Below are 24509 nucleotides of genomic sequence, written 5' to 3'. Positions count from 1 at the left end.
GTCGGCGGTGTCGGCGGTGTCGGCGGCGGAGTTGACGGAGCCGACGGAGCCGACGGGAGTTATGCGACGGGCTGCGACGCGCCGTCGCGCCGCGCATCCGCCGGTCCGCGGGCACGCGAGGCCGTGTTCCGCCGGGTCAGCCCCACGCCCACCAGCACCACCGCCATGCCCGCGAGCACGCGAACGCCCATGTGCTCGTCCAGTACCACCGAGCCCAGCGCGACCGACACGACCGGGAGCAGGTAGCCGACCGTCGCCGCCGTGGTGGGGCCCTCGTCCGCGATCAGCCGGTAGTTGAGGTAGAAGGTGACGCCGGTACCGAGGACGCCCAGTGCGGTGACGGCGAGCAGCGCGGTGACGTCGGGGTGGAAGGAGCCGGCCGCGGGGAGGGCCAGGGTGCTCCAGGCCGTGGCGGCGAGGAGCTGGGCCGCCGACATGGCCAGCGGGGCGTCGGAGTCCGTCAGGTGCCGGGCCATGTAGGCGAAGGCCACCGCGTAACTCACCGCCGCGGCCAGCAGGTACAGGGCGGGCCGGCTGAGGAGGCCCCCGTGGTGCCAGGGGGCGAAGATCAGGACGGTGCCGGCGAAGCCCAGGACGAGACCGGTCAGGCGTACGGGACGCAGGGCCCGGTCCGTACCCAGGCCGATGCCGATGAGCAGGGACCAGAGCGGGGTCGTGGCGTTGAGGACGCCCGCGACACCCGAGTCGAGGTGCCGCTCGCCCAGGGCGAAGAGGGCGAAGGGCAGTGCGTTGCAGAACAGGGCGGCCACGGCGAGGTGGCGCCAGGTGGTCCGGGACCGGGGGAGGCGCTGGCCGGCCCGGCGGGCCAGGAGGAGCAGGACGGCCGTGCCCAGGGCGCACCGGGTGATGGTGATCTGGGCGGGGGTCAGGCCGTGGGTCAGCGCCAGCTTGATCCAGAGGAAGCCGGAGCCCCAGAAGAGGGCGAGCGCGGCCATGCGGAGGGTGGAGGCGAGTGGCATGCTCCCTACGGTCGTCCGTCCAACCTGTGAGGACAAGTGAAATGTTCTGGAAGGTTCGTTAAGGTGGACTGCATGATTGATGTGCGGCGGATGCAGGTGTTGCGGGCGGTCGTGGGAAGCGGGTCCGTGACGGGGGCCGCCTCCGTGCTGGGGTACACGCCGTCCGCCGTCAGTCAGCAGATCGCCGCTCTGGAGAAGGAGGCGGGGGCCGCCCTGCTGGAGCGGGTCGGACGGGGCGTGCGGCCCACGGCTGCCGGACTGCTGCTCAGCGAGTACGCGGTTGCCATCGGGCGGCAGGTCGCCGAGGCCGAGACGGCGCTCGCCGATCTGCTCGCCGGGCGGACGGGGCGGCTGGCGGTGCGGTACTTCGCCACGGCGGGGGCCGGGCTGGTGGCGCCGGCGGTCGCGCGGTTGCGAGCGGCGCATCCCGGTGTCCGGATCGATCTGAAGCTGACGGTCGATCCCGTGGACCCGGTGACGGAGGTGCGGGAGGGGCGGGCCGACCTGGCGTTGCTGGTGTGGAGCGAGGGGCGGCAGGGCAGCGGCGTACGGCTGGTGCATCTGCTCGACGATCCCTATCTCGCCGTCCTGCCGCGCGGGCACCGGCTGGCCGGACGGCGGAGCGTGCGGCTGGCGGAGCTGGCCGAGGAGGCGTTCGTGGGCAGCGAGTGGCCGGGGCCCTGTCTCGACGCCCAGCTCGACGCGTGTGCGGTGGTCGGGTTCCGGCCCAGGTTCGCGGTGCAGAGCGAGGACTACGTGACCGCCCAGGGGTTCGTGGCCGCCGGGCTGGGCGTGAGTCTGGTGCCCCGGCTGGGGCTCGGCACCCGGCATCCGGGGGTCGTCGTACGGGAGGTGCGTGATCCGGTGCCGGTGCGGACCATCCAGGCGGTGGTCCGGGAGACGGCGCCCGCGCAGCCCGCGCTGGACGCGTTCATCGACGCACTGAAGGGGGCCGCGCAAGCGGCGTGAGGGGCTGCTGCGGCGGGCCGGGCCGCGAGGACCGGCCCGGCCGGGCGGGACTCACCGGGTTCGAGGCGCTGCAGGGGTGCACCGCGCATGCCGCCCGGGCCGCGGGGGAGGGCGGGTCGGCGGGGCGGGTCGCCGGCGGGTTCCGGGCCGACCTCACCGCGCTCGGTCTCGACCCGGTCGAGGCTCCGGCGGACGAGGTGTCCCGGGCGCCGGTACGGCTCACCATGACCGGGGGACACGTGGTGCACCAGGGGGAGCGCTGAACACCACGCCCTCGGGCCGGGCGGCTCGGCTTTGACCGGAACCGTCAGGCCTTGACGGGCGGCGTCATGCCTTCGTGGGGAGCAGGGGTCTGCCCTGCCCCTGCCCCTTCGCCGCCGCGCGTCTCGGGAGGGCGTACGGCAGCGTTCCGTACCAGACGCGGGCCACCGCGAAGCCGAAGGCCAGGCAGAGGAGGCCGCCCACGGCGTCCAGCCAGAAGTGGTTGGCCGTCGCGACGATGACCACCAGGGTCGCCGCCGGGTAGAGCAGGCCCAGGATGCGCACCCAGGGCAGTCCGGCCAGCGCGAAGACCGTAAGGCCGCACCAGAGGGACCAGCCGATGTGCATGGACGGCATCGCCGCGTACTGGTTCGACATGTGCTTGAGGTCGCCCGACGCCATCGAGCCCCAGGTCTGGTGGACCATCACCGTGTCGACGAAGTCGCCGCCCGGCATCAGCCGCGGGGGCGCGAGCGGATACAGGTAGTAGCCGACCAGGGCCACCGCCGTGGTGGCGAAGAGCACCAGGCGCGTCGCCGCGTACCGGCCCGGATGGCTGCGGTAGAGCCAGACCAGGACGGCCAGTGTGACGACGAAGTGCAGGGTGGCGTAGTAGTAGTTCATGCCCACGATGAGCCAGGTCACCGAGTTCACCGCGCGGTTGACGGACTCCTCCACGGCGAGGCCGAGGCTGTGCTCCACGCGCCAGATCCAGTCCGTGTTGCGCAGTGCCTCGGCGCGCTGCTCCGGGACGGCGTTGCGCACCAGCGAGTACGTCCAGTAACTCACCGCGACGAGGAGGATCTCGAACCAGAGGCGGGGGCGACGGGGGGTGCGCAGCCGGTCGAGGCGGCGCTGTCGTGGTGCGGCCGTGACGGGCTGCGGAAGGGCCTGCTCACGGCCTTCCAGTGGCGTCACAGTCGATTCACCCATGGACATAAAGTCTGCCAGAGAAGACCTCTTCGCCCGATCATCCCCCGGTCGGGTTCGGCCCGCACTTTCTACGGCAGGAGGACCCCTTCGTTCTACTGCCGGCGTACTGGGGAAACCCGGACGTCTCCGCCCTACGGACGATTCCGGTCCCCGGGCGCCGAGGCGGTCGAACCGCGCACCACCAGCTCCGGCATGAACACGAACTCGCTGTGCGGCGCCGGGGTTCCGCCGATCTCCTCCAGGAGCGTGCGGACGGCGGCCTGGCCCATCGCGGGGACCGGCTTGCGGACGGTCGTGAGCGGCGGGTCGGTGAAGGCGATCAGGGGGGAGTCGTCGAAGCCGACCACCGAGACGTCCCGGGGAACCTCCAGACCGCGCTGCCGGGCCGCCCGTATCGCGCCCAGCGCCATCATGTCGCTGGCGCAGACGATCGCCGTACAGCCCCGGTCGATCAGGGCGTTGGTCGCCGCCTGGCCGCCCTCCAGGGTGTACAGGGAGTGCTGGATCAGGTCGGTCTCGATGGTCTCGGGGCTGAGGAGCAGTTGTTCCTGGACCGCCCTGACGAAGCCCTCGATCTTGCGCTGGACCGGCACGAAGCGCTTGGGGCCGAGGGCCAGGCCCACCCGGGTGTGGCCGAGCGAGACGAGATGGGTGACCGCGAGGGTCATGGCCGCCCGGTCGTCGGGGGAGATGAAAGGCGCCTGGACCTTCGGTGAGAAGCCGTCCACCAGCACGAAGGGGACGCCCCGCGCGCGCAGCTGCTCGTAGCGCTGCATGTCGGCCGTGGTGTCCGCGTGCAGACCCGAGACGTAGATGATGCCGGCGACGCCGCGGTCGACCAGCATCTCGGTCAGTTCGTCCTCCGTGGAGCCGCCCGGGGTCTGGGTGGCGAGGACCGGGGTGTAGCCCTGCCGGGTCAGCGCCTGGCCGATGACCTGGGCCAGGGCGGGGAATATCGGGTTCTCCAGCTCCGGCGTGATGAGGCCGACCAGTCCCGCGCTGCGCTGGCGCAGCCGGACCGGGCGCTCGTAGCCCAGGACGTCCAGAGCGGCGAGCACGGACTGGCGGGTGGTGGCGGCGACACCGGGCTTGCCGTTGAGAACGCGGCTGACGGTCGCTTCGCTCACCCCCGCCTGCGCAGCGATGTCGGCAAGCCGTGTGGTCACAGGGGTGGACTGTACCGGGCGGGTGCTGACTTGCACACCGATCGGACGCCGTGGGCGACCTGTTGAACGGCCTGCGGGCTGCTGCGTCATCGCGCTCCCTCATGAAAGTGACGGCAAGGGCTTGCAGAGTCTTGCACGGCGGTCCCGTGCCCCGCTATGAGGCCTCTGAACCGGGTCAACAACGGTCTCACGGCGGTCGAGGGGAGGTCACGCACGGGTCACGTGCGGATAACTTCGGAGACGTCTTGCACTTTTTTGCTGCAAGGTCTTTCGTGCCGCTTACAACGCTGTTACGTTCACGTCGCCCGACGGCAGCAACGGCGCGGTCGGAGTCGGCAGGACGGCGGACGGGACCGCCTCCTGCAGCTATACGGGCTCTCACCCTCAAGGAGAAACTCATGCGGCGTGGCATAGCGGCCACCGCGCTGGTGGCGTCCTTCGCCCTCGCGGCGACGGCCTGCGGCGGAGACGACAGCGGCAGCGACAACTCGTCCGGGCCGGTCACCATCACCTGGTGGGACACCTCCAACGCCACCAATGAGGCGCCGACGTACCAGGCCCTGGTCAAGCAGTTCGAGGCCGCCAACAAGGACGTCAAGGTCAAGTACGTCAACGTCCCCTTCGACCAGGCGCAGAACAAGTTCGACACGGCCGCCGGCGCCTCCGGTGCCCCGGACGTGCTGCGCTCCGAGGTCGGCTGGACCCCCGCCTTCGCCAAGAAGGGCTACTTCCTGCCGCTGGACGGCACCGAGGCCCTCAAGGACCAGGCCAAGTTCAAGTCGAACCTGATCGAGCAGGCCAAGTACGAGGGCAAGACGTACGGCGTGCCGATCGTCACCGACACCCTCGCGCTGGTCTACAACAAGCAGCTCTTCACGAAGGCCGGCATCACCGAGGCTCCCAAGACCTGGGACGACCTGAAGACCGCCGCCGCCACCATCAAGGCCAAGACGGGCGTCGACGGCTACTGGGGCTCCACCCAGGCCTACTACGCCCAGTCCTTCCTCTACGGGGAGGGCACCGACACCGTCGACGCCGACGGCAAGAAGATCACCGTGAACTCGGCGGAGGCGAAGAAGGCGTACGGCACCTGGCTGGGCCTCTTCGACGGCAAGGGCCTGCACAAGGCCGACACCACCGCCGACGCCTACGCCCACATCCAGGACGCGTTCGTCAACGGCAAGGTCGCCGCGATCGTCCAGGGGCCCTGGGAGATCACGAACTTCTACAAGGGCAGCGCCTTCACGGACAAGGCCAACCTCGGCATCGCCACCGTCCCGGCCGGTTCCGCCGGCAAGGCGGGCGCCCCGACCGGCGGCCACAACCTCTCGGTCTACGCCGGCTCGGACAAGGCCCACCAGGCCGCGGCGCTGAAGTTCCTCAACTTCATGACCTCCGCGACGAGCCAGGCGACCGTCGCCCAGAAGAACTCCACGCTGCCGACGCGCGACGACGCCTACACCGCCGCCGTCAAGGCCGACCCGGGCATCGCCGGCTACCAGACGGTCCTGTCCGCCGCCCAGCCGCGCCCGGCGCTGCCGGAGTACAGCTCCCTCTGGGGTCCGCTCGACACCGAACTGCCCAAGATCGCGGGCGGCAAGGAGAGCCTCGACAAGGGCCTGAGCAACGCTGAGCTCGCCATCGCCAAGCTGGTGCCGGACTTCAGCAAGTGAGCCCGCGTGGCCGCCGGATCTCCCCCCGCTCCCGGCTTCGCCGGAGCGGGGGCCCCCACACACCATGAGGGAGAGAGATCCGGCGGCCACCGGCCTTGAGCTTTGAGCCGTACCCCCCGTCGAAGATCCAGCGTGAAGATCCAGAAGGTGTCGAACCATGACAGTCGCCATCGACCGCGCGACCGGCAAGCGCCGCGGTGACCGTGAGCCGAGGCCCGGGCCGGCCGGGCGCCTGAGGCGCGGCTACCAGAAGCACTGGTACGCGTACGCCATGATCGCCCCGGTGGCGGTCGTCCTCGGCGTGCTCGTGCTGTACCCCCTGGTGTACGGCCTGTACCTGACGCTGACCGACGCCAACAGCCTCAACACGGCCCGCACGATCGGCGTCAACCACATCGACGCCACCTACAAGTTCATCGGCCTCGACAACTACGCCGACATCCTGTGGGGCCCGACGGCCTACGACCGCTTCTGGTCGCACTTCATCTGGACGATCGTGTGGACGGCGGCCTGTGTCGCCCTGCACTACGGCATCGGACTCGGTCTGGCGCTCCTGCTCAACCAGAAGCTGCGCGGACGGACCCTGTACCGGCTGATCCTGGTACTGCCGTGGGCGGTGCCCACCTTCGTCACCGTCTTCGGCTGGCGGTTCATGCTCGCCGACGGCGGCATCATCAACTCCGCGCTCGACGCCCTGCATCTGCCCTCGCCGCTGTGGCTCGAGGACACCTTCTGGCAGCGGTTCGCCGCGATCATGGTCAACACCTGGTGCGGTGTGCCGTTCATGATGATCTCGCTGCTCGGTGGCCTCCAGGCCATCGACGCCTCGCTCTACGAGGCCGCCGAGATGGACGGCGCGAGCGCCTGGCAGCGTTTCCGCTTCGTCACCCTGCCGGGCCTGAGGTCCGTCAGCTCGACCGTCGTCCTGCTGGGCATCATCTGGACCTTCAACCAGTTCGCCGTCATCTTCCTGCTGTTCGGCACGACCGCCCCCGACGCGCAGATCCTCGTCACCTGGGCGTACTACCTCGGCTTCGGACAGCAGCCGCGTGACTTCGCCCAGTCCGCCGCCTACGGCATCCTGCTGCTGGCCATCCTGATCGTCTTCACCTCGTTCTACCGCCGCTGGCTGAACCGCAACGAGCAGCAGCTCGCGATCTGAGGCAGGAGTTCCCATGAGCAGCACCACAGTCGAGACCTCCGCCCCCGTGAGCGAGCAGCGCACCCCGAAGGCCCCGCGCCGGGCCCGTCGCCGTGGCGAGAACACTCCCGCCGGCTCCCTCGCCTCCCACGGCGTCCTGATCGTCGCGAGCGTCATCGCGCTCTTCCCGATCGCGTGGCTGGTCTATCTGTCCCTCGGCCCGGACAAGGACGACTACCTGCACCCGGGCGGCATCTGGGACAAGATGTCGTTCCACAACTACACGTTCGTCCTCCAGCACACCCAGTTCCTCGACTGGTTGAAGAGCTCGCTCATCGTGACGCTCGGCACCACGGCCATCGGTGTGCTCATCGCCGCCACCACCGGCTACGCCGTCTCCCGTATGCGCTTCCCCGGCTACCGGAAGTTCATGTGGGTGCTGCTGGTCACCCAGATGTTCCCGGTCGCGGTGCTGATGGTGCCGATGTACCAGATCCTCTCGGACCTCCAGCTCATCGACAACTACTTCGGCCTGATCCTCGTCTACTGCACGACGGTCATCCCGTACAGCGCCTGGCTGCTCAAGGGGTACTTCGACACCATCCCCTTCGAGATCGACGAGGCGGGACGCGTGGACGGGCTCACCCCGTTCGGCACCTTCTTCCGGCTGATCCTGCCGCTCGCCAAGCCCGGTCTCGCCGTGGCCGCCTTCTACAACTTCCTCACCGCGTTCAGCGAGGTCGCCTTCGCCTCGACGTTCATGCTCAGCGACGACAAGTACACCCTGGCCGTCGGTCTGCAGTCCTTCGTCAGCGAGCACGACGCCCAGCGCAACCTGATGGCCGCCACCGCGGTGCTGATCGCGATACCCGCCGCCCTGTTCTTCTACCTCGTGCAGAAGAACCTGGTGACCGGCCTCACGGCGGGCGGCACCAAGGGGTGACGCTCCGCTGGGAGGACCGCGATGGGCCGTCGGTCGTCCGCGGCGCCATCGTGGCCGGTCGCGCAGTTCCCCGCGCCCCTCAGGGGCGCGGCCGAACCGCGGTGACTTCGCCGGACCTGCTCAGTCCCCGCAGACCCGAGGCGGTCGCGGTCACCATCCGACCCCGCTGTGATCGCGGCCGCCTCGTCACCCGTCGCCTACCCCTGACCAAATGACTCCGTTACGTATCAAGGAAGCCATGAGCCAGCAGCCCTCCGCAGCCCCGACCCCCACCTCGGCTGTCGCCACCGTCGCCAAGCGCCGTGACTGGTGGCGGGACGCGGTGATCTACCAGGTGTACCCGCGCAGCTTCGCCGACAGCAACGGCGACGGCATGGGCGACCTGGAAGGCGTACGCTCCCGCCTCCCGTACCTGCGCGACCTCGGCGTGGACGCCGTGTGGCTCAGCCCCTTCTACGCCTCCCCGCAGGCCGACGCCGGCTACGACGTCGCCGACTACCGCGCGGTCGACCCCATGTTCGGCAACCTGCTGGACGCCGACGCGCTCATCCGCGACGCCCGTGAACTGGGCCTCAGGATCATCGTCGACCTGGTCCCGAACCACTCCTCCGACCAGCACGAGTGGTTCAAGCGGGCGTTGCGCGAAGGCCCCGGCTCGTCGCTGCGGGACCGCTACCACTTCATGCCCGGCAAGGGCGCGGACGGCGAACTCCCGCCCAACGACTGGGAGTCCATCTTCGGCGGCCCCGCCTGGACGCGGGTCACGGAGCCGGACGGCAACCCCGGCGAGTGGTACCTCCACCTCTTCGCGCCCGAGCAGCCCGACTTCAACTGGGAACACCCGGCGGTGGGCGACGAGTTCCGCTCCGTGCTGCGCTTCTGGCTGGACATGGGTGTCGACGGCTTCCGCATCGACGTGGCCCACGGCCTGGTCAAGGCGGCGGGTCTGCCGGACCTCGGCGCCCACGACCAACTCAAGCTGCTGGGCAACGATGTCATGCCCTTCTTCGACCAGGACGGCGTGCACGAGATCTACCGCCAGTGGCGGCTGATCCTCGACGAGTACTCGGGTGAGCGAATTTTCGTGGCGGAGGCGTGGACCCCGACCGTCGAGCGCACCGCGAACTACGTCCGCCCCGACGAACTCCACCAGGCCTTCAACTTCCAGTACCTGGCCACCGAGTGGGACGCGGAGGAACTGCGCGAGGTCATCGACCGCACCCTGGAGGCGATGCGCCCGGTCGGCGCCCCCGCGACCTGGGTGCTGTCCAACCACGACGTGACGCGGCACGCCACCCGCTTCGCCAACCCGCCCGGCCTGGGCACCCAGATCCGTACGGCGGGTGACCGCGAGGTCGGCCTGCGGCGGGCGCGGGCGGCCACACTGCTGATGCTGGCGCTCCCCGGCTCGGCGTACGTCTACCAGGGCGAGGAACTCGGGCTCCCGGACGTCGTCGACCTGCCCGACGAGGTGCGCCAGGACCCGGCGTACTTCCGCGGCGCCGGCCAGGACGGCTTCCGTGACGGCTGCCGCGTCCCGATCCCGTGGACGCGCGAGGGCTCGTCGTACGGCTTCGGCGAGGGCGGCAGCTGGCTGCCCCAGCCGTCCGGCTGGGGCGAGTTGAGCGTGGAGGCGCAGACAGGGGCGCCGGGTTCGACGCTGGAGCTGTACCGCACGGCCCTCGGCATCCGCCGCGCGCGGCCCGAACTGGGCGCGGGCGACTCGGTGGAGTGGCTGAAGGCTCCGGCCGGCGTACTGGCCTTCCGGCGCGGGGAGTTCGTGTGCGTGGCGAACACGACCGGTGAGGCGGTGACGACACCGGCGTACGGACGCGTTCTGCTCGCGAGCGGCGAGGTGAACGAGACGACCGACGGCGAGGCGAAGCTCCCGGCGGACACGACGGTCTGGCTCACGACGACGACCTGACGATGCATCACCGACCCCGCCGCCCCCGGTCGGGTACCGGGTTCGCTGCCCTCGGTCGGGCACCGGGTTCCGCTGCCCTCGGTCGGGCACCGGGTCCGCCGCCCTCGGTCGGGCACCGGGTCCGCCGCCCTCGGTCGGGCACCGGGCTCGCCGCCCCCGGCCGGGCACCGGCCCCGCCGCCCCCGGCCGGATACCGGGTTCCGCCGCCCTCGGCCGGGCACCGGGTCCGGTGTTGGCCAGGGGGCGGGTCCGTCGCATCGACCCGAGGCGGCGGGGCCGTCGCGTCGGCCAGGGCGGTGGGTCCGCCGCGTGGACCCGCGCGGCGGGCCCGTTGTCGAACCCGAGCGGTGTGCCGTCGCGACGACCGGGCGGCGTCCTCCTCGCCCCGGCCGCGCCCGCTACGGCCGCTCGGTCAGCGCCTGGAGCCGGTACTCCCTGGGCGGGGACCCGTACTGGGCGCGGAAGGCGCGGGTGAAGTCGGAAGCGCGGGGGAAGCCCCAGCGGGCGGCGATGGTGTGGATCGGCGTGGCGCACAGCGAGGGATCCGCCAGGTCGCGGCGGGCGGCCTCCAGGCGTCGGCCGCGGATCCAGGCGGCGACCGTCTCCCCGGATTCCCCCTGGGGCTGCTCCTGGAAGATCCGGTGCAGGTAGCTGAGGGAGATGTGATGCGCGGCGGCGATCACGGGCGGGGTCAGTTCCGGATCGTGCAGGTTCTGCCGTATGAACGCCCGGACGCGCTCCGCCGTGACCCGTCGGCGGGTCTCCTGCGGCAGGGCTTCCTCGTCGTCCAGCACCTGGGCGAACCAGGCCGACACCAGGTCGAGCACGACCGTCCCCAGGCGTGGCGCGTCGGACGGCCGGAGGGTGTCGGCCTGCCGGTCCAGACCGACGAGGAACTCCGTCAGCAGAGCGCCGAGGCCCTGACGCCCCGACAGCCCCCGGCCCAGCACCTCCCGCACCCGGTGTGACGGCAGCGGAAGCAGCGCCCTGGGGAAGTCCACGCCCACTCCCCGCACGGCCCGGTGTTCGCCGTGGCCGGCCGGCCGCAGGTCGTACGGCCGCGAACTGTCGGCCAGGTGCACATCACCCGGCCCGAACGTCCCGTTCCTCCCGGCGTGTTCGAGAGTCAGCCCGCCGTCGAGCAGCAGCGACAGGTGGTACACCTCGGGATCGGACGCACGCGCCATCTTGGGGCTGCGCCAAAAGCGCGTCGGCAGGAACGACAACGGCAGCACGGTCACCGGCCCCAGCTCCATCAGCCGGAGCTCCGCCCAGAAGTCGTCGGCGTGGGCGCTGACCATGTCGCTCGAGCGCGTCCGGCCGAGCGCTTCCCGCCAGAAGTCGAACCTGTCCTCCGCGGGGACGTCCTCGCTCCGGAACACGGTCCCGATCATTGCGCCCCATCTCCGACCCCGCCGCCGGCTGTTCCCGGCCTCATCCTCGCATGCGGTGACGAGCGCGGGACGGCCTGACGACCCGCTGGAAGTTCTTGCATCAACTTCACACGCACTGCTGCCTTTCCAGACACTGGACCCCTAACATCTCCGTCACCGCAAGATTGCTGACATGTTTCAGCAAGAGCCTTCAACGGAGAAGGACTTCCCCACATGGCAAGCAGCAGACCCCTCTCGGGCGTCCTCGCCCTGGCCGCCGCGGCCGCCGTCATGGCCCCCACCGCCGCGTCCGCCACCCCGCCCGGCACCAAGGACGTCACCGCCGTCCTCTTCGAGTGGAACTTCGCCTCGGTCGCCAGGGAGTGCACGAACACCCTCGGCCCGGCCGGCTACGGCTATGTCCAGGTCTCCCCGCCCGCCGAGCACATACAGGGCTCGCAGTGGTGGACGTCGTACCAGCCGGTGAGCTACAGGATCGCGGGCCGGCTGGGCGACCGCACGGCCTTCCAGAACATGGTGAGCACCTGCCACGCGGCGGGCGTCAAGGTCGTCGTGGACACCGTCGTCAACCACATGTCCGCGGGCACCGGCACCGGCACCGGCACCGGCACCGGCACCGGCGGCTCGTCGTACACGAAGTACGACTACCCCGGCCTGTACTCCTCCTACGACTTCGACGACTGCACCTCCCAGGTCGGCAACTACAGCGACCGCTGGAACGTGCAGCACTGCGAGCTGGTGGGCCTCGCCGACCTGGACACCGGCGAGGAGTACGTCCGCAAGACCGTCGCCGGGTACATGAACGACCTGCTCACCCTCGGGGTCGACGGCTTCCGCATCGACGCGGCCAAGCACATCGACACCGCCGACCTCGCGAACATCAAGTCACGGCTGACCAGCCCGGGCGTGTACTGGAAGCAGGAGGTCGTCTACGGCAGCGGGGAGGCCGTCCAGCCGACCGAGTACACCGGCAACGGGGACGTCCAGGAGTTCCGTTACGCCTACGACCTCAAGCGGGTCTTCAACAACGAGAACCTCGCCTACCTGAAGAACTACGGCGAGGGGTGGGGGTACCTGAGCAGCTCCGTCGCGGGCGTCTTCGTCGACAACCACGACACCGAACGCAACGGCTCGACCCTCACCTACAAGGGCGGCGCGAACTACACGCTCGCCAACGTCTTCATGCTCGCGTATCCGTACGGCGCCCCGGACGTCAACTCCGGCTACGAGTGGTCGGACGCCGACGCCGGGCCGCCCGACAGCGGTGCGGTGAGCGCCTGCTGGCAGAACGGCTGGAAGTGCCAGCACGCCTGGCCGGAGATCAGGTCGATGGTCGCCTTCCGCAACACCACCCGCGGCCAGGCCCTCAGCGACTGGTGGGACAACGGCGGCGACGCCATCGCCTTCGGGCGCGGCAGCAAGGGCTTCGTGGCCATCAACCACGAGACCTCCGCGCTGTCCCGGACGTACAGCACCTCGCTCGCCGCCGGCACGTACTGCAACATCCAGAGCAACACGAGCATCACGGTGAACAGTTCGGGCCAGTTCACGGCGACGCTGGGTGCCAACACGGCACTCGCGATCTACGCGGGCAAATCCAGCTGCTGAAACATCTTTCCGTACGTTGCAAGACTCTTGCTGTAAACCTTGCGTGAGCGATACGGTCACGCGGGCGTTCGGCATCGTGGCCGGAACGCGCGCGGGGTCGGACCCGAGTACGCCGTAATCGCTAGGAGTTCACAGCTGTGGACCTGATATCGAGAGGGCCGGCGCGCCGATTCGGCCGCCCCAGGCTGCGCGCAGCCGTCCTCGCCGCCGCACTGGCCGTATCGCTTGCGCAACCCCTCGTGGCACGGGCCCAGACCCCGCCCGCACCGCCGTCGGACGCGAAGCTCGCCGCCGAGCCGTCGCGACACGACGCCACGCGTGACCAGTTCTACTTCGTGATGCCGGACCGCTTCGCCAACGGCGACACCTCCAACGACAAGGGCGGACTGACCGGCTCCCGGCTGTCGACCGGCTACGACCCCACCGACAAGGGCTTCTACCAGGGCGGCGACCTCAAGGGTCTGACCAAGCGGCTCGACTACATCAAGGGCCTCGGCACCACCGCCATCTGGATGGCGCCGATCTTCAGGAACCAGCCCGTCCAGGGCACCGGCAAGGACGCCTCGGCCGGCTACCACGGCTACTGGATCACCGACTTCACCCGGGTCGACCCGCACTTCGGCACCGACAAGGACCTTCAGACCCTGATCTCCAGGGCCCACGCCAAGGGCATGAAGGTCTTCTTCGACGTCATCACCAACCACACGGCCGATGTCGTCGACTACGAGGAGAAGTCCTACTCCTACCTCTCCAAGGGCGCCTTCCCCTATCTGACCAAGGACGGCGAGCCGTTCGACGACGCGGACTACGCGGACGGCACCAGGGGGTTCCCGTCGGTGGACGCCGACTCGTTCCCCCGTACGCCGACGGTGCCCGCCGCGAAGAAGAACGCCAAGGTGCCGTCGTGGCTCAACGACACGACGATGTACACCAACCGCGGTGACTCCACCTACGCCGGTGAGTCCACCACGTACGGAGACTTCTCCGGACTCGACGACCTGTGGACCGAGCGCCCCGAGGTCGTCAGCGGCATGGAGAAGATCTACGAGAGGTGGGTCAGGGACTTCGGCATCGACGGCTTCCGGATCGACACCGTGAAGCACGTGAACATGGAGTTCTGGACCCAGTGGGCGACCGCCCTCGACGCGTACGCCGCCAGGCACGGGCGCAGGAACTTCTTCATGTTCGGCGAGGTCTACTCCGCCGACACGTCGATCACGTCCCCGTACGTCACCCAGGGCCGCCTCGACGCCACGCTCGACTTCCCCTTCCAGGAGGCGGCCCGCCAGTACGCCTCCCAGGGTGGCAGCGCGCGGAAGCTCGCCTCGGTCTTCGCCGGCGACTACAAGTACACGACCGACAAGGCCAACGCCTACGAGCAGGTCACCTTCCTCGGCAACCACGACATGGGCCGCATCGGGTACTTCCTGAACCAGGACAACCCCAAGGCCACCGACGCCGAACTCCTCGCCAAGGACAGGCTCGCCAACGAGCTGATGTTCCTCAGCCGCGGCAACCCGGTCGTCTACTACGGCGACGAGCAGGGCTTCACCGGCGCCGGCGGCGACAAGGACGCCCGCCAGACGATGTTCGCGTCGAAGACGGCCGACTACCTCGACGACGACGAGCTCGGCACCGACCGCACCCACGCGAGCGACGCGTACGACACCGGCGCGCCGCTGTACCGGCAGATCAGCGCCCTGTCCCAGCTGCGCAGGGCGAACCCCGCCCTCACCGACGGCGTCCAGACCGAGCGCTACGCGGCCGACGGCGCCGGCGTCTACGCCTTCTCCCGCAACGGCACCGGCAAGGACACGACCGAGTACGTCGTCGCCTTCAACAACGCCGGCACGGCGCAGGAAGCGACCTTCGAAACCGGTTCCGCGAACACCGCGTTCCGCGGGATCTACGGCACCGAGAAGACGGTTGCCGCCGGCGCCGACAAGAAGATCACCGTGACCGTTCCCGCGGGCTCGGCCGTCGTCCTCAAGGCCACCCGCAAGCTGCCCGCCCCGGCCGCCCGGCCGGCCGTCACCCTGCACGCCCCCGCCGCCGGCGCCACCGGCACCGTCGAGCTGAGCGCCGACGTGGAAGGCGGTCAGCTGAACCGGGTCGTCTTCGCCGCCCAGACCGGCAACGGCAGGTGGCGGACCCTCGGCTCCGCCGACCACGTCCCCTACCGGGTCACACAGACCGTCGGCGCGGACGTGCCCGCGGGCACGTCCCTGCGCTACAAGGCGGTCGTCGTCGACTCCGCCGGGCGCACGGCGAGCGCCACCGCGGCCTCCGTCACCGGCGCCCCGCCCGCCGAGGAGACCCCCACCGCCTCCTCGCGCGACTACGCGATCGTCCACTACAAGCGCACCGACGCCGACTACGCCGACTGGGGCCTTTACGCCTGGGGCGACCTGGCCGACGGCGAGTCGACCAGCTGGCCGGACAGTCATCCCTTCATCGGCCGGGACGCGTACGGGGCCTTCGCCTACGTCAAGCTGAAGCCGGGCGCCTCGTCCGTCGGGTTCCTGGTCATCGACAAGCAGGGCGGCAAGGACGTCTCCGCCGATCGCACGATCGACGTCACGAAGACCGGCGAGGTCTGGATCGAGCAGGGCAAGGAGGGCATCCTCACGGAGAAGCCCGACTACCCCGCCCAGGACACCGCCAAGGCCGTCCTGCACTACCACCGCGCCGACGGCGACTACACCGGATGGGGACTGCACACCTGGACCGGCGCGGCGAACCCCACCGAGTGGTCGAACCCGCTGAAGCCGGCCACGACCGACGCGTACGGCGCGGTCTTCGAGGTGCCGCTCACCGCCGGTGCCACCAGCCTGAGTTACATCCTGCACAAGGGCGACGAGAAGGACCTGCCCACCGACCGGTCGCTGGACCTCACGAGCAACGGCCATGAGGTGTGGCTGCTGAACGGCCAGGAGAAGTACCTTCTCCCGCAACCGGCCGGCTCCGCGGCGGCCCTCGACCTGACCACGTCCAAGGCGGTCTGGATCGACCGGAACACCGTCGCCTGGAACGGCTCCGAGGCCGCCGCCTCGACCCAGCTGCTGTACAGCCGGGACGGCTCGATCGCGGCCGGCAACGGCACGCTCACCGGGGCGGCCAAGTGGCTCCGGCTGACGAGGACCACTCTCACCGACGCCCAGAAGGCGAAGTACCCGCACCTCAAGGCCTACACCGCCTGGTCCGTCGACCCGCGCGACCGGGACCGGGTGCGTGAGGCCCTGAGCGGTCAGGTCGTCGCCTCCCAACGGGCCGTTGGGGGCACCTCCCAGGCTTTCGGCTCTGGGGGAGGGGCGGTGCCGGCGGCGACGGGCGTACAGCTCGCGGGCGTGCTGGACGACCTGTACACCGGTGCGACGAAGGCGCGGCTCGGGCCGACCTTCCGCGACGGCCGGCCGACCCTGGCCGTCTGGGCCCCGACGGCTCAGCAGGTCTCCCTGGAGCTCGACGGTTCCACCGTGAGGATGAAGCACGACGGCACCACGGGCGTCTGGTCCGTGACCGGCCCCAGGTCATGGAAGAACAAGCCCTACCGGTACGTCGTGACGGTGTGGGCGCCCAGCGTCGGCAAGGTCGTCACCAACAAGGTCACCGACCCCTACTCGGTCGCCCTCACCACCGACTCCGGGCGCAGCCTCGTCGTCGACCTCGACGACAGGGCCCTCGCCCCGGGCGGGTGGTCGACACTCACCAAACCCAAGGCCGTCCCGCTGAAGGACGCCCAGATCCAGGAACTGCACGTCCGGGACTTCTCCGTCGCCGACACCACCGTCCCCGCCGCGGACCGGGGCACCTACCCGGCCTTCGGGGACCGCGGCAGCGACGGCTCGAAGCACCTGCGGGAGCTGGCGGCGGCGGGCACGTCGTACGTCCATCTGCTTCCCGTCTTCGACATCGCCACCATCGCCGAGAACAGGGCCGCACAGGCGACCCCCGACTGCGACCTCGCCTCCTATCCGGCCGCCTCCGAGAAGCAGCAGGAGTGCGTGACCGCGGCCGCGGCGAAGGACGCCTACAACTGGGGGTACGACCCGTACCACTACACGGTCCCCGAGGGTTCGTACGCCAGCGACCCGGACGGGACCGCGCGTACCGTCGAGTTCCGCGAGATGGTGAAGGCGCTGAACCAGGACGGCCTGAGGGTCGTGATGGACGTGGTCTACAACCACACGGCCGCGAGCGGCCAGGCGGCCACCAGCGTCCTCGACCGGATCGTGCCCGGCTACTACCAGCGGCTGCTCGCCGACGGCTCGGTCGCGAACAGCACCTGCTGTGCGAACACCGCGACCGAGAACGCCATGATGGGCAAACTGGTCGTCGACTCGATCGTCACCTGGGCCAGGGAGTACAAGGTCGACGGCTTCCGCTTCGACCTCATGGGGCACCACCCGAAGGCCAACGTCCTGGCGGTGCGCAAGGCGCTGGACGCGCTGACCCCCGCCGAGGACGGCGTCGACGGCAAGAAGATCATCCTCTACGGCGAGGGGTGGAACTTCGGCGAGGTCGCCGACGACGCCCGGTTCGTGCAGGCCACCCAGAAGAACATGGCGGGCACGGGCATCGCGACCTTCTCCGACCGGGCGCGTGACGCCGTGCGCGGCGGCGGTCCCTTCGACGGGGACCCGGGTGTCCAGGGCTTCGCGTCCGGGCTCTACACCGACCCCAACTCATCCACGAACAATGGCACTTCGGCCGAGCGGAAGGCCCGGCTGCTGCACTACCAGGACCTCATCAAGGTCGGTCTGTCCGGCAACCTCGCCGCGTACCGCTTCACCGACGACGACGGCAAGGAGGTCACCGGCGCCGAGGTCGACTACAACGGCGCCCCGGCCGGCTACGCGCAGGCGCCCGGCGACGCCCTCGCCTACGTCGACGCGCACGACAACGAGTCGCTGTTCGACGCGCTGGCGTACAAGCTCCCCGCGGACACCTCGGCGGCCGACCGCTCCCGTATGCAAGTCCTCGCCATGGCCACCGCCGCGCTCTCCCAGGGCCCGGCCCTGTCCCAGGCCGGCACCGACCTGCTGCGCTCCAAGTCCCTGGACCGCAACTCCTTCGACAGCGGCGACTGGTTCAACGCGATCCACTGGAACTGCGCCGCCGGCAACGGCTTCGGCCGGGGACTGCCGCCGGCCGCCGACAACGCCTCCAAGTGGCCGTACGCCAAACCTCTGTTGAGCACGGTGGGGGTGGGCTGCCCGCAGATCACCGCGGCCTCCGCCGCCTACCGGGACCTGCTGAGAATCCGTACGACGGAGAAGGCGTTCTCCCTCGGGACGGCCGCGCAGGTGCAGTCGGCGCTCTCCTTCCCGCTGTCCGGGAAGGACGAGACACCCGGGGTGATCACCATGGAACTCGGTGACCTGGTCGTGGTGTTCAACGCGACGCCGACCGCGCACAACCAGACGGTCGACGCGCTCGCCGGAACGGGATACCGGCTGCACCCGGTGCAGGCGGCGGGCACGGACCCCACCGTCAGGGCCGCGTCGTACGAGACGGCATCCGGCACTTTCGCCGTGCCGGGCCGCACCGTCGCGGTGTTCTCCCGGACCGCGCCCTAGAAAGCGCCCGGACGGACGCCCCGGACGGACGCCCCGGACGGACGCCCCGGACGGACGCCCTGGACAGGGGCATTACCTTGGTGGAGCAGGCCTCGCATCCGGTCTGCTCCACCGGGGAGTCCGAGGATCGGCAGATGAGCGTCAGCGGCAGACGGACCGACACGACCGTGCTGGTCGTGGACCGTACGGCGGCCGGGCGGTTCGCCCTGGGCGTCGTGCTGCGCCGCGCCGGCCACCAGGTCGTCGCGGTCGGCACCGGCCATGAGGCCCTCGTCGAACTGGACGTACGGCGGCGCAAGGGCGCCCTGCCGGACGTGGCCCTCGTCGACGTGGAACTGCCGGACATGAGCGGCTTCGAGCTGTGCCGCCGGCTCAAGGCCCGGCCGCACATGGCCGGGCTGCCCGTCGTGCACTTCTCGGCCGGCGAGGTGGCACCGGGCGACCGCGGGCAGGGGCTGGACGCGGGTGGCGAGGCCCATCTGGCGATGCCCGCGGAGCCCGAGGAGATCGACGCGGTGGTCCGGGCGGCGGTGCGTGCCGCACGGCTGCGGGCCGACGACCAGGCGGTGGCACGGCGGCTGTCGCTGCTGTCGGAGGCGATCGTCGGCATCCAGGCGGCGCGCTCCCCGCAGGAGCTCGCCGAAGCCGCCGCCGAAGGCACCGCGCGGCTCACCGGCTCGCCCGCCGCCGTCTTCGTCCTCGGCCCGGACGACGTGCTGCACCGGGGCACCTCCAGGAACCGCACCTCGCTCGCGCTGCCGGACCAGGCCGCCCACCGAGCCGTCGTCACCCTGCTGCGGCGGCTCGCCCACGGCCAGGCGGGAGTGCGGATCACCTCGGTGCCCGCGCCACTGTGGCCCGCCGGGTTCTTCCGGCCAGGCGTGCCGCACGACGCCCGGCTGGTGCTGATCCCCACCCAGGACGGCACGTCCTCGGTCTGTCTGGCCACCCCCACCCGCGGGGTCCGCCGGGTGGACCCCGAGACCGAGTCCCTGCTGGCCCGGCTCGCCCAGGCCACCGTGCTCGCCGCCGAACCGCTGCTGATGTACCAGGTCGAGCGGCACGTCGCGCTCACCCTTCAGCACAGCTTCCTGCCCCGGCCGCACCGGCTGCCCGAACTGCCGGGCGTCGACGTCGCCGTCCGCTACGTGCCCGCGTCCCGGGACACCGAGATCGGCGGCGACTTCTACGCCGCTCTGCGCACCGGGGAAGGGGTGCTGGTCGCCGTCGGCGACGTCGTCGGGCACTCGCTCGAGGCGGCCACCGTCATGGTCGAGATCCGGCACGCGCTGCGCGCCTACTGCGTCGACGAGAGCGATCCGGCGGTGCTCGCCGAGCGCCTCGACCGGATGCTCCAGCTCTACCACCCGGGGGTGACGGCGACGGTCTGCCTGGTCCTGATCGACCCCGGCACCGGGCGCACCCGCATCGCCAACGCGGGGCACATACCGCCGCTGATCGTGCGGGACACCCGCAGCGCCGAATACGCCAAGGCGTCCGGTCCGCTGCTCGGCCCCGGCGTGCCCCACCCGCCGCCCACCGAGCTGTTCCTCGAACCCACCGACCGCCTTCTCCTGGTCACCGACGGTCTGATCGAGACCCGGGGCACCGATCTCGCCGTCTCGATGGAGCACCTTCGCGCGGCGGCCATCGGTGCCATGCCGGGCCTGGACGCCCTGTGCGACACCCTCCTCACCAGCTTCGGCCACGACCGGGAGGACGACATCGCGATGCTGGCCCTGCGGCTGACGAACTAGGCTGAGCCTTGTTTGCCGTAGAACGGGAGTGCCCATGCCGCAGATCACCGTCGACTACTCGAGCACGATGGCGTCCGCCTTCGACCGGGCCGGGTTCGCGCGGGCCCTGCACGCCTCGGTCGTCGAGATCGCGGCCGCCAAGCCGGAGGCCTGCAAGTCCCTCTTCCGCCCCGCCGAGTTCACCGCGTTCGGCTACGACGACCCCGAGGAGCGGCGGCACGCGATCGTCCACGTCACGCTGGGGCTCCTCGCCGGCCGCACCGACGAGACGAGGACCAGGCTGACCGAGGCCGTACTCGAGCTCCTGCGCGAGCATGTGACGGAGGACGGTTTCGTGCTGCACGCCTCCGCCGAGGTGCGCGACCTCGACCCGTCGTACCGCAAGTACGAGGGCTAGGACGGATCGGCTCCGGGCGGTGTCGGCCGCAGGCAGGATGCGGGCGGCTTCAGGAGGCGAGGGCGATGAGCCGGGTGACCAGGTTGCCGAAGGGGCCGTCGGCCGGCTCCCCGCCGAGCACGGGACGCAGCAGCGCCCGCAGCTCCTCGTCGTAGGCCGCGCTGACGGCCGTCAGCGCGGCGAAGTCGTGCACGAGCTGGACCTCCAGCTCCTCGCGCGGGATGCGCCGCCCGTCGAGCCAGATCAGCGCGGTCGACTCGGCGAGCGAGATCCAGGAGCGGACGGTCAGCTCCAGGCGGGCGGGCGCGTCGGTGATCCCCAGGTGCGACAGGATCTGTTCGTAGGCGTTCTGGCGTACGGAGTCGATGAGGGCGTTCGTGGTCGACGAGCCGACCGCCGGGCCGCCGCGCATGAGGGCGGAGAAACCCGGGCCGTGCGCGTCGACGAAGTCGAAGTAGCGGCGCATCACGCGCAGCAGCCGGGCGCCGAGCGGCCCTTCGTGCGGCTCGGCGAACCGGGCCGCCAGGTCTTCCGAGGCCCGCTTCAGCGCGGCTTCGTACAGGCTGAGTTTGCCGGGGAAGTAGTGATAGACGAGAGGGCGCGAGATGCCCGCGGCCGCGGCTATCTCGTCGATGGAGACCTCGTCGGGCGAGCGCTGGGCGAACAGTTCGAGAGCGACGCCGATCAACTGCTGCCGACGCTCCTCGACTCCCATTCTGCGACGAACCCCGGTTGTCATGCGAACACCTTACCGATCGGATCCGGCCCCGAACGGACCGGACCGACGCAGACGTTCACCCCATCCATCACTTATCCGGTCACTTATCCGGCCACATGTCAGTCACCTTCCGGCCTGAGTGCCGGGCCGACCCCCGAGCCGACCCCCGAGCCGACTGACGCGTCGGGGCGGGTCGGGTCGGGTCGAAAGGTGGCTGCCCGGCCGCATGGCCGCACCGGCACCGGTCGCCGACCGCCGGTCACCGGTCGCCGGCCGCTCGGCGCGCGCCCGCCGACCGGTCAGCGCAGCCCGTTGATCGACCGCCCGTTCTTGAGCCTGCCCTCCAGACCGGCCTGTGCGCCCTGCCTGGTCGGCACCGCCAGCAGGTTGCCCTGCCCGGACCCGGTCACCCCGCCCGTCGCCCGGATGGACGCCGTCGCCCGGTCGCCGGCCGCGAGGAGATACCAGTCGCCGCCCTTCGACTTCCACAACACCCCGGCCAGTACATGCGGATCGCGCGGCCCGCACGCCGGTACGTCTCCCGCCTTGGCCACGGCCGCCCCGAACAGCCCGCCCGGCGTGTGGAACTGGGCCAGCACCCGGCTCCCGTCGCCCCGCCAGGTCTCCGCCCGGGTGCACGCCCAGGCCGCCGTTCCGCTCGCGTCCGGCAGCTGTTGCCGGGTGTAGCCCCAGGCGTTGACCGTCCGTACGCCCTGCCCGCGCGCGTCGGCCAGCGAGCAGGCGAACGGCGCCCAGGTCCGCAGCGCCTGCGAACCGCTCGCCTCCCCGGGGGCGGCCGGTCGCCCCGCGGTGAGGCGGGCGGGGACGAGTTCGCCGAGGTCGCTGAAGAGATGGGTGCCCAGGGCGTCGGTCAGCTGCAGCACGTTCCACGTCGTGCACGTGCCGGTGTGCGTGGCCGGGCTGGCCAGCGGCGAGGTGATCCCGTCGGTCAGCGTCAGGTCCATCACCCCGGCGCCCGGCTTCGACAGGTCCCGCTCGCCGGCCTTCGTCACCCAGGGGGCCGTCAGATAGCGGACGTTGCCGTCGGCCCGGCCCAGCACCAGCGCGCCCGCCTCGGCGCCGGTCGCGCCGTCGACCCGCGCGAAGTCGAGGGCCGCCCCGGCCGTGCCGTCCTTCGGCTCGGCGTAGCGGGCGATGCGCAGACCGTCGTAGAGGATCACCACGCGCGCGGTGTCGACCTCGCCCGCGTAGAGGAGCTGCGGTGGTCCGGCGGGGCCGCCGACGGGGGTGTCCGGGGTGGCGGAGACGTGCACGGCCCCGCCGGGGCGGGCCCAGACGGCGAGGGCGCGGCGCAGGAGCGCGGTGTCACCGGTGAGCGGGCCGCGCGCGGGCCAGACGGAGAAGTCGGTGCGCGCGGAGGTCTTCCAGGCGGCTGGGGTCACCTTCACCAGCCGCCCGGGGTCGAGTGCGGCCTCGGCGGCCGGATTCTGCGCGTACACCGGGGCGGCCGCGCCGTCGGGTCCCCACCCACCGCCGGGCAGGGCGACCAGGGCGCCGCACACGGCGAGCGCGGCCGCGGCGGCCAGCGCGGCCCTGGTGTGCCGGCGGCGGCGCATCAGATCGGTGGGCCGGGCCTGGAGCGAGCAGGCGTCGAACTCGGGGGAGTCGAGCAGCGCGTACTGCGCCGCGGGGACCTTGGCGGCCTCGCGCAGGGCCGCCGCCACCTCGGTGTCCTTGACGCCGGACCCGGTCAGTACCCCGCGGACATCGTCGTCGGGGAGTTTCTCCAGGCCGCGCAGCACATAGGCGGCCCGGGCCGGACCCGACAGGGTGGCCAGCCGCTGGTCGAGCGCGAGCTCGTCGGCGCCGCCGGAGCGGGGGAACAGGCGCAGGCCCCACACCTGGGGGAGCAGCGGTGGCAGCTGCCCGCGCCTGGGCCGCGCCGTGAACCGCAGCGGCAGCCCCGCCTCCAGCGCGGTACGCACCACCTGGAGCCGGATGTACGCGTACCCGGGATCGCCGTCGCGGCCGTCCCCACCTCTCGAATGGCCTCGAGCACCCCCGCTCTGGGCCGGGATGACGGGGATCGCGGCGCGGCCGCGGGGCAGGGCGCGCTGGGCGAGGGCGTGGGCGGTCAGGACGCGCCGTCCGCGGCCGAGGCCGGGGGGCAGCACCAGATAGGCGAGCCGGACGAGCCGCGGGTAGTGCTCGACGAGAGCGGCCTCGGCCTGCTCGACGTCGACGGTCCGGTCGGCGGAGGATCGGGGTGCGGGGCGCGGGGCGACATCCTGTGAATGCACGTCCAGCAGAACGAGCGAAACGGGGGATGGTCACCCCGGGTGGCCCAGTCCTCACGGCGCGTCTTCGCCTGGTCGGCCATGACCGCTGGTAGGGCGGCGGGCGGCCCGGTTCACCGGTGAGCTCTCGCACGCCAGTCCCCGCCGGCACCGGTACGTTGAGCGCACCGCGCGTGAGAGCCGTATCCAGGACGAGGCTCTTGCAGGGAGGAACAGATGAAGGTGACCCGACCGATGCTCGCGGCGGCCGCCGCCGCGGCGGCGCTGGTGCTGACGGGCTGTGGTTCCGACGGGGCCACGAAGACCGCCGTCCCGGTGACGGCGACCGGCAGCCTGGAGCACCTGGCCGCCCAGGTGAAGTGCACGCCCGACATGCAGACCGACGCCGACGAACTCCGGCAGGCCCTCTGCAAGAACACTGACGGCAAGTTCATCCTGCTGACCTTCGCCACCGACCGCGGTCAGCGCGAGTGGATCAACGGCGCCAAGGACTACGGCGGTCACTACCTGGTCGGCCGCAAGTGGGTGGCCGTCGGCGAGAAGACCAGCACCGTCACGGGGCTGCGCAAGACGCTCGGCGGTGACGTCGAGGAGGGCACGGACCACTCCGCGCACGTGTCGGGCGACGCCTCCGCGAGCGCGACGCACTCCGGTCACTGACCGCGACTCCGGCCCACCGGGCCGGACTCCGGTCGCCGAAAGCTCCCGGCACACAAGAAGGCCGGCGGTGAGGAATCCTCACCGCCGGGCGTGTCAGTCGGGTTTCAGGCGGACCCGCGCAGCGGGGCACATGCACTTCTTGGCC

General features: G+C 71.1%; 16 protein-coding genes and 1 pseudogene. 11 read left to right on the top strand and 6 right to left on the bottom strand.

The features are described from left to right. Positions 1-59: 59 nt before the first annotated feature. Entirely contained in the window at positions 60-980 is a 921-nt protein-coding gene (locus ACFWBB_RS36565; RefSeq protein WP_385281638.1) for a DMT family transporter, read from the bottom strand. A gap of 72 nt (positions 981-1052) precedes the next feature. On the opposite strand from ACFWBB_RS36565, the gene ACFWBB_RS36560 reads away from it, so the two are divergent. Together ACFWBB_RS36560 and ACFWBB_RS36555 are read left to right on the top strand one after the other, a co-directional pair. Further along, the gene (locus ACFWBB_RS36560; protein WP_385281635.1) at positions 1053-1949 is read left to right on the top strand and encodes a LysR family transcriptional regulator; all 897 of its coding nucleotides are present in this window, start codon (positions 1053-1055) and stop codon (positions 1947-1949) included. Between the two features lie 38 nt (positions 1950-1987). Continuing rightward, positions 1988-2212: pseudogene (locus ACFWBB_RS36555) on the top strand (amidohydrolase family protein); the annotation flags it as partial. A 64-nt stretch (positions 2213-2276) separates the two neighbouring features. Here the strand turns inward: ACFWBB_RS36555 and ACFWBB_RS36550 are convergent. Both ACFWBB_RS36550 and ACFWBB_RS36545 read right to left on the bottom strand, forming a co-directional pair. Further along, entirely contained in the window at positions 2277-3143 is an 867-nt protein-coding gene (locus ACFWBB_RS36550) for a phosphatase PAP2 family protein (RefSeq protein WP_385281631.1), read from the bottom strand. Positions 3144-3274: 131 nt separating this feature from the next. Then, positions 3275-4309 carry a LacI family DNA-binding transcriptional regulator gene (locus tag ACFWBB_RS36545; RefSeq protein WP_385281629.1) on the bottom strand — a complete coding sequence of 345 codons (1035 nt, stop codon included), beginning with the start codon at positions 4307-4309 and terminating at the stop codon, positions 3275-3277. Between the two features lie 398 nt (positions 4310-4707). Between ACFWBB_RS36545 and ACFWBB_RS36540 the strand changes: the two genes are divergently transcribed. The 4 genes from ACFWBB_RS36540 (at position 4708) to ACFWBB_RS36525 (ending at position 9993) form a co-directional block, all read left to right on the top strand. Next, positions 4708-5982 (top strand): extracellular solute-binding protein, encoded by a 1275-nt coding sequence (locus tag ACFWBB_RS36540; RefSeq protein WP_385281626.1) that lies wholly within the window; start codon positions 4708-4710, stop codon positions 5980-5982. A 157-nt stretch (positions 5983-6139) separates the two neighbouring features. After that, entirely contained in the window at positions 6140-7144 is a 1005-nt protein-coding gene (locus tag ACFWBB_RS36535) for a carbohydrate ABC transporter permease (protein WP_385281624.1), read from the top strand. A 13-nt stretch (positions 7145-7157) separates the two neighbouring features. After that, positions 7158-8066: a sugar ABC transporter permease gene (locus ACFWBB_RS36530; protein WP_385281621.1), complete on the top strand. Its 909-nt coding sequence runs from the start codon at positions 7158-7160 to the stop codon at positions 8064-8066. Between the two features lie 238 nt (positions 8067-8304). Continuing rightward, positions 8305-9993, top strand: a complete 1689-nt coding sequence (locus ACFWBB_RS36525; RefSeq protein ID WP_385281618.1) for an alpha-amylase family glycosyl hydrolase — start codon at positions 8305-8307, stop codon at positions 9991-9993. A gap of 398 nt (positions 9994-10391) precedes the next feature. On the opposite strand, the gene ACFWBB_RS36520 is transcribed toward ACFWBB_RS36525, so the two are convergent. Further along, positions 10392-11387, bottom strand: coding sequence for a helix-turn-helix domain-containing protein (locus ACFWBB_RS36520; RefSeq protein ID WP_385281616.1), 996 nt, complete (start codon positions 11385-11387; stop codon positions 10392-10394). A 213-nt stretch (positions 11388-11600) separates the two neighbouring features. Here ACFWBB_RS36520 and ACFWBB_RS36515 point away from each other — a divergent pair, with 213 nt between their 5' ends. The 4 genes from ACFWBB_RS36515 (at position 11601) to ACFWBB_RS36500 (ending at position 20728) form a co-directional block, all read left to right on the top strand. Next, positions 11601-12995: an alpha-amylase family protein gene (locus tag ACFWBB_RS36515; RefSeq protein WP_385281613.1), complete on the top strand. Its 1395-nt coding sequence runs from the start codon at positions 11601-11603 to the stop codon at positions 12993-12995. Positions 12996-13138: 143 nt separating this feature from the next. Further along, a complete protein-coding gene (pulA, locus tag ACFWBB_RS36510) occupies positions 13139-18574 on the top strand; it encodes a pullulanase-type alpha-1,6-glucosidase (protein WP_385281661.1) in 5436 nt (1811 codons plus the stop codon). Between the two features lie 134 nt (positions 18575-18708). Then, positions 18709-20331, top strand: a complete 1623-nt coding sequence (locus ACFWBB_RS36505; RefSeq protein ID WP_385281610.1) for a SpoIIE family protein phosphatase — start codon at positions 18709-18711, stop codon at positions 20329-20331. A 34-nt stretch (positions 20332-20365) separates the two neighbouring features. After that, entirely contained in the window at positions 20366-20728 is a 363-nt protein-coding gene (locus ACFWBB_RS36500) for a 5-carboxymethyl-2-hydroxymuconate Delta-isomerase (RefSeq protein ID WP_385281608.1), read from the top strand. A 49-nt stretch (positions 20729-20777) separates the two neighbouring features. On the opposite strand, the gene ACFWBB_RS36495 is transcribed toward ACFWBB_RS36500, so the two are convergent. Together ACFWBB_RS36495 and ACFWBB_RS36490 are read right to left on the bottom strand one after the other, a co-directional pair. Then, positions 20778-21467, bottom strand: coding sequence for a TetR/AcrR family transcriptional regulator (locus ACFWBB_RS36495; RefSeq protein WP_385281605.1), 690 nt, complete (start codon positions 21465-21467; stop codon positions 20778-20780). A 278-nt stretch (positions 21468-21745) separates the two neighbouring features. Further along, on the bottom strand, positions 21746-23707 hold the full coding sequence (locus ACFWBB_RS36490) for a hypothetical protein (RefSeq protein WP_385281602.1): 1962 nt from the start codon (positions 23705-23707) through the stop codon (positions 21746-21748). Between the two features lie 213 nt (positions 23708-23920). Between ACFWBB_RS36490 and ACFWBB_RS36485 the strand changes: the two genes are divergently transcribed. Beyond that, complete coding sequence (locus tag ACFWBB_RS36485) at positions 23921-24364, top strand: hypothetical protein (protein ID WP_385281600.1); 444 nt, start codon at positions 23921-23923, stop codon at positions 24362-24364. Positions 24365-24509 lie beyond the last annotated feature (145 nt).

Origin of the sequence: Streptomyces sp. NPDC060000 (genome assembly GCF_042737375.1) — a bacterium.
Lineage (GTDB): Bacteria > Actinomycetota > Actinomycetes > Streptomycetales > Streptomycetaceae > Streptomyces.
This window is presented reverse-complemented; position numbering and strand designations above follow the sequence as displayed.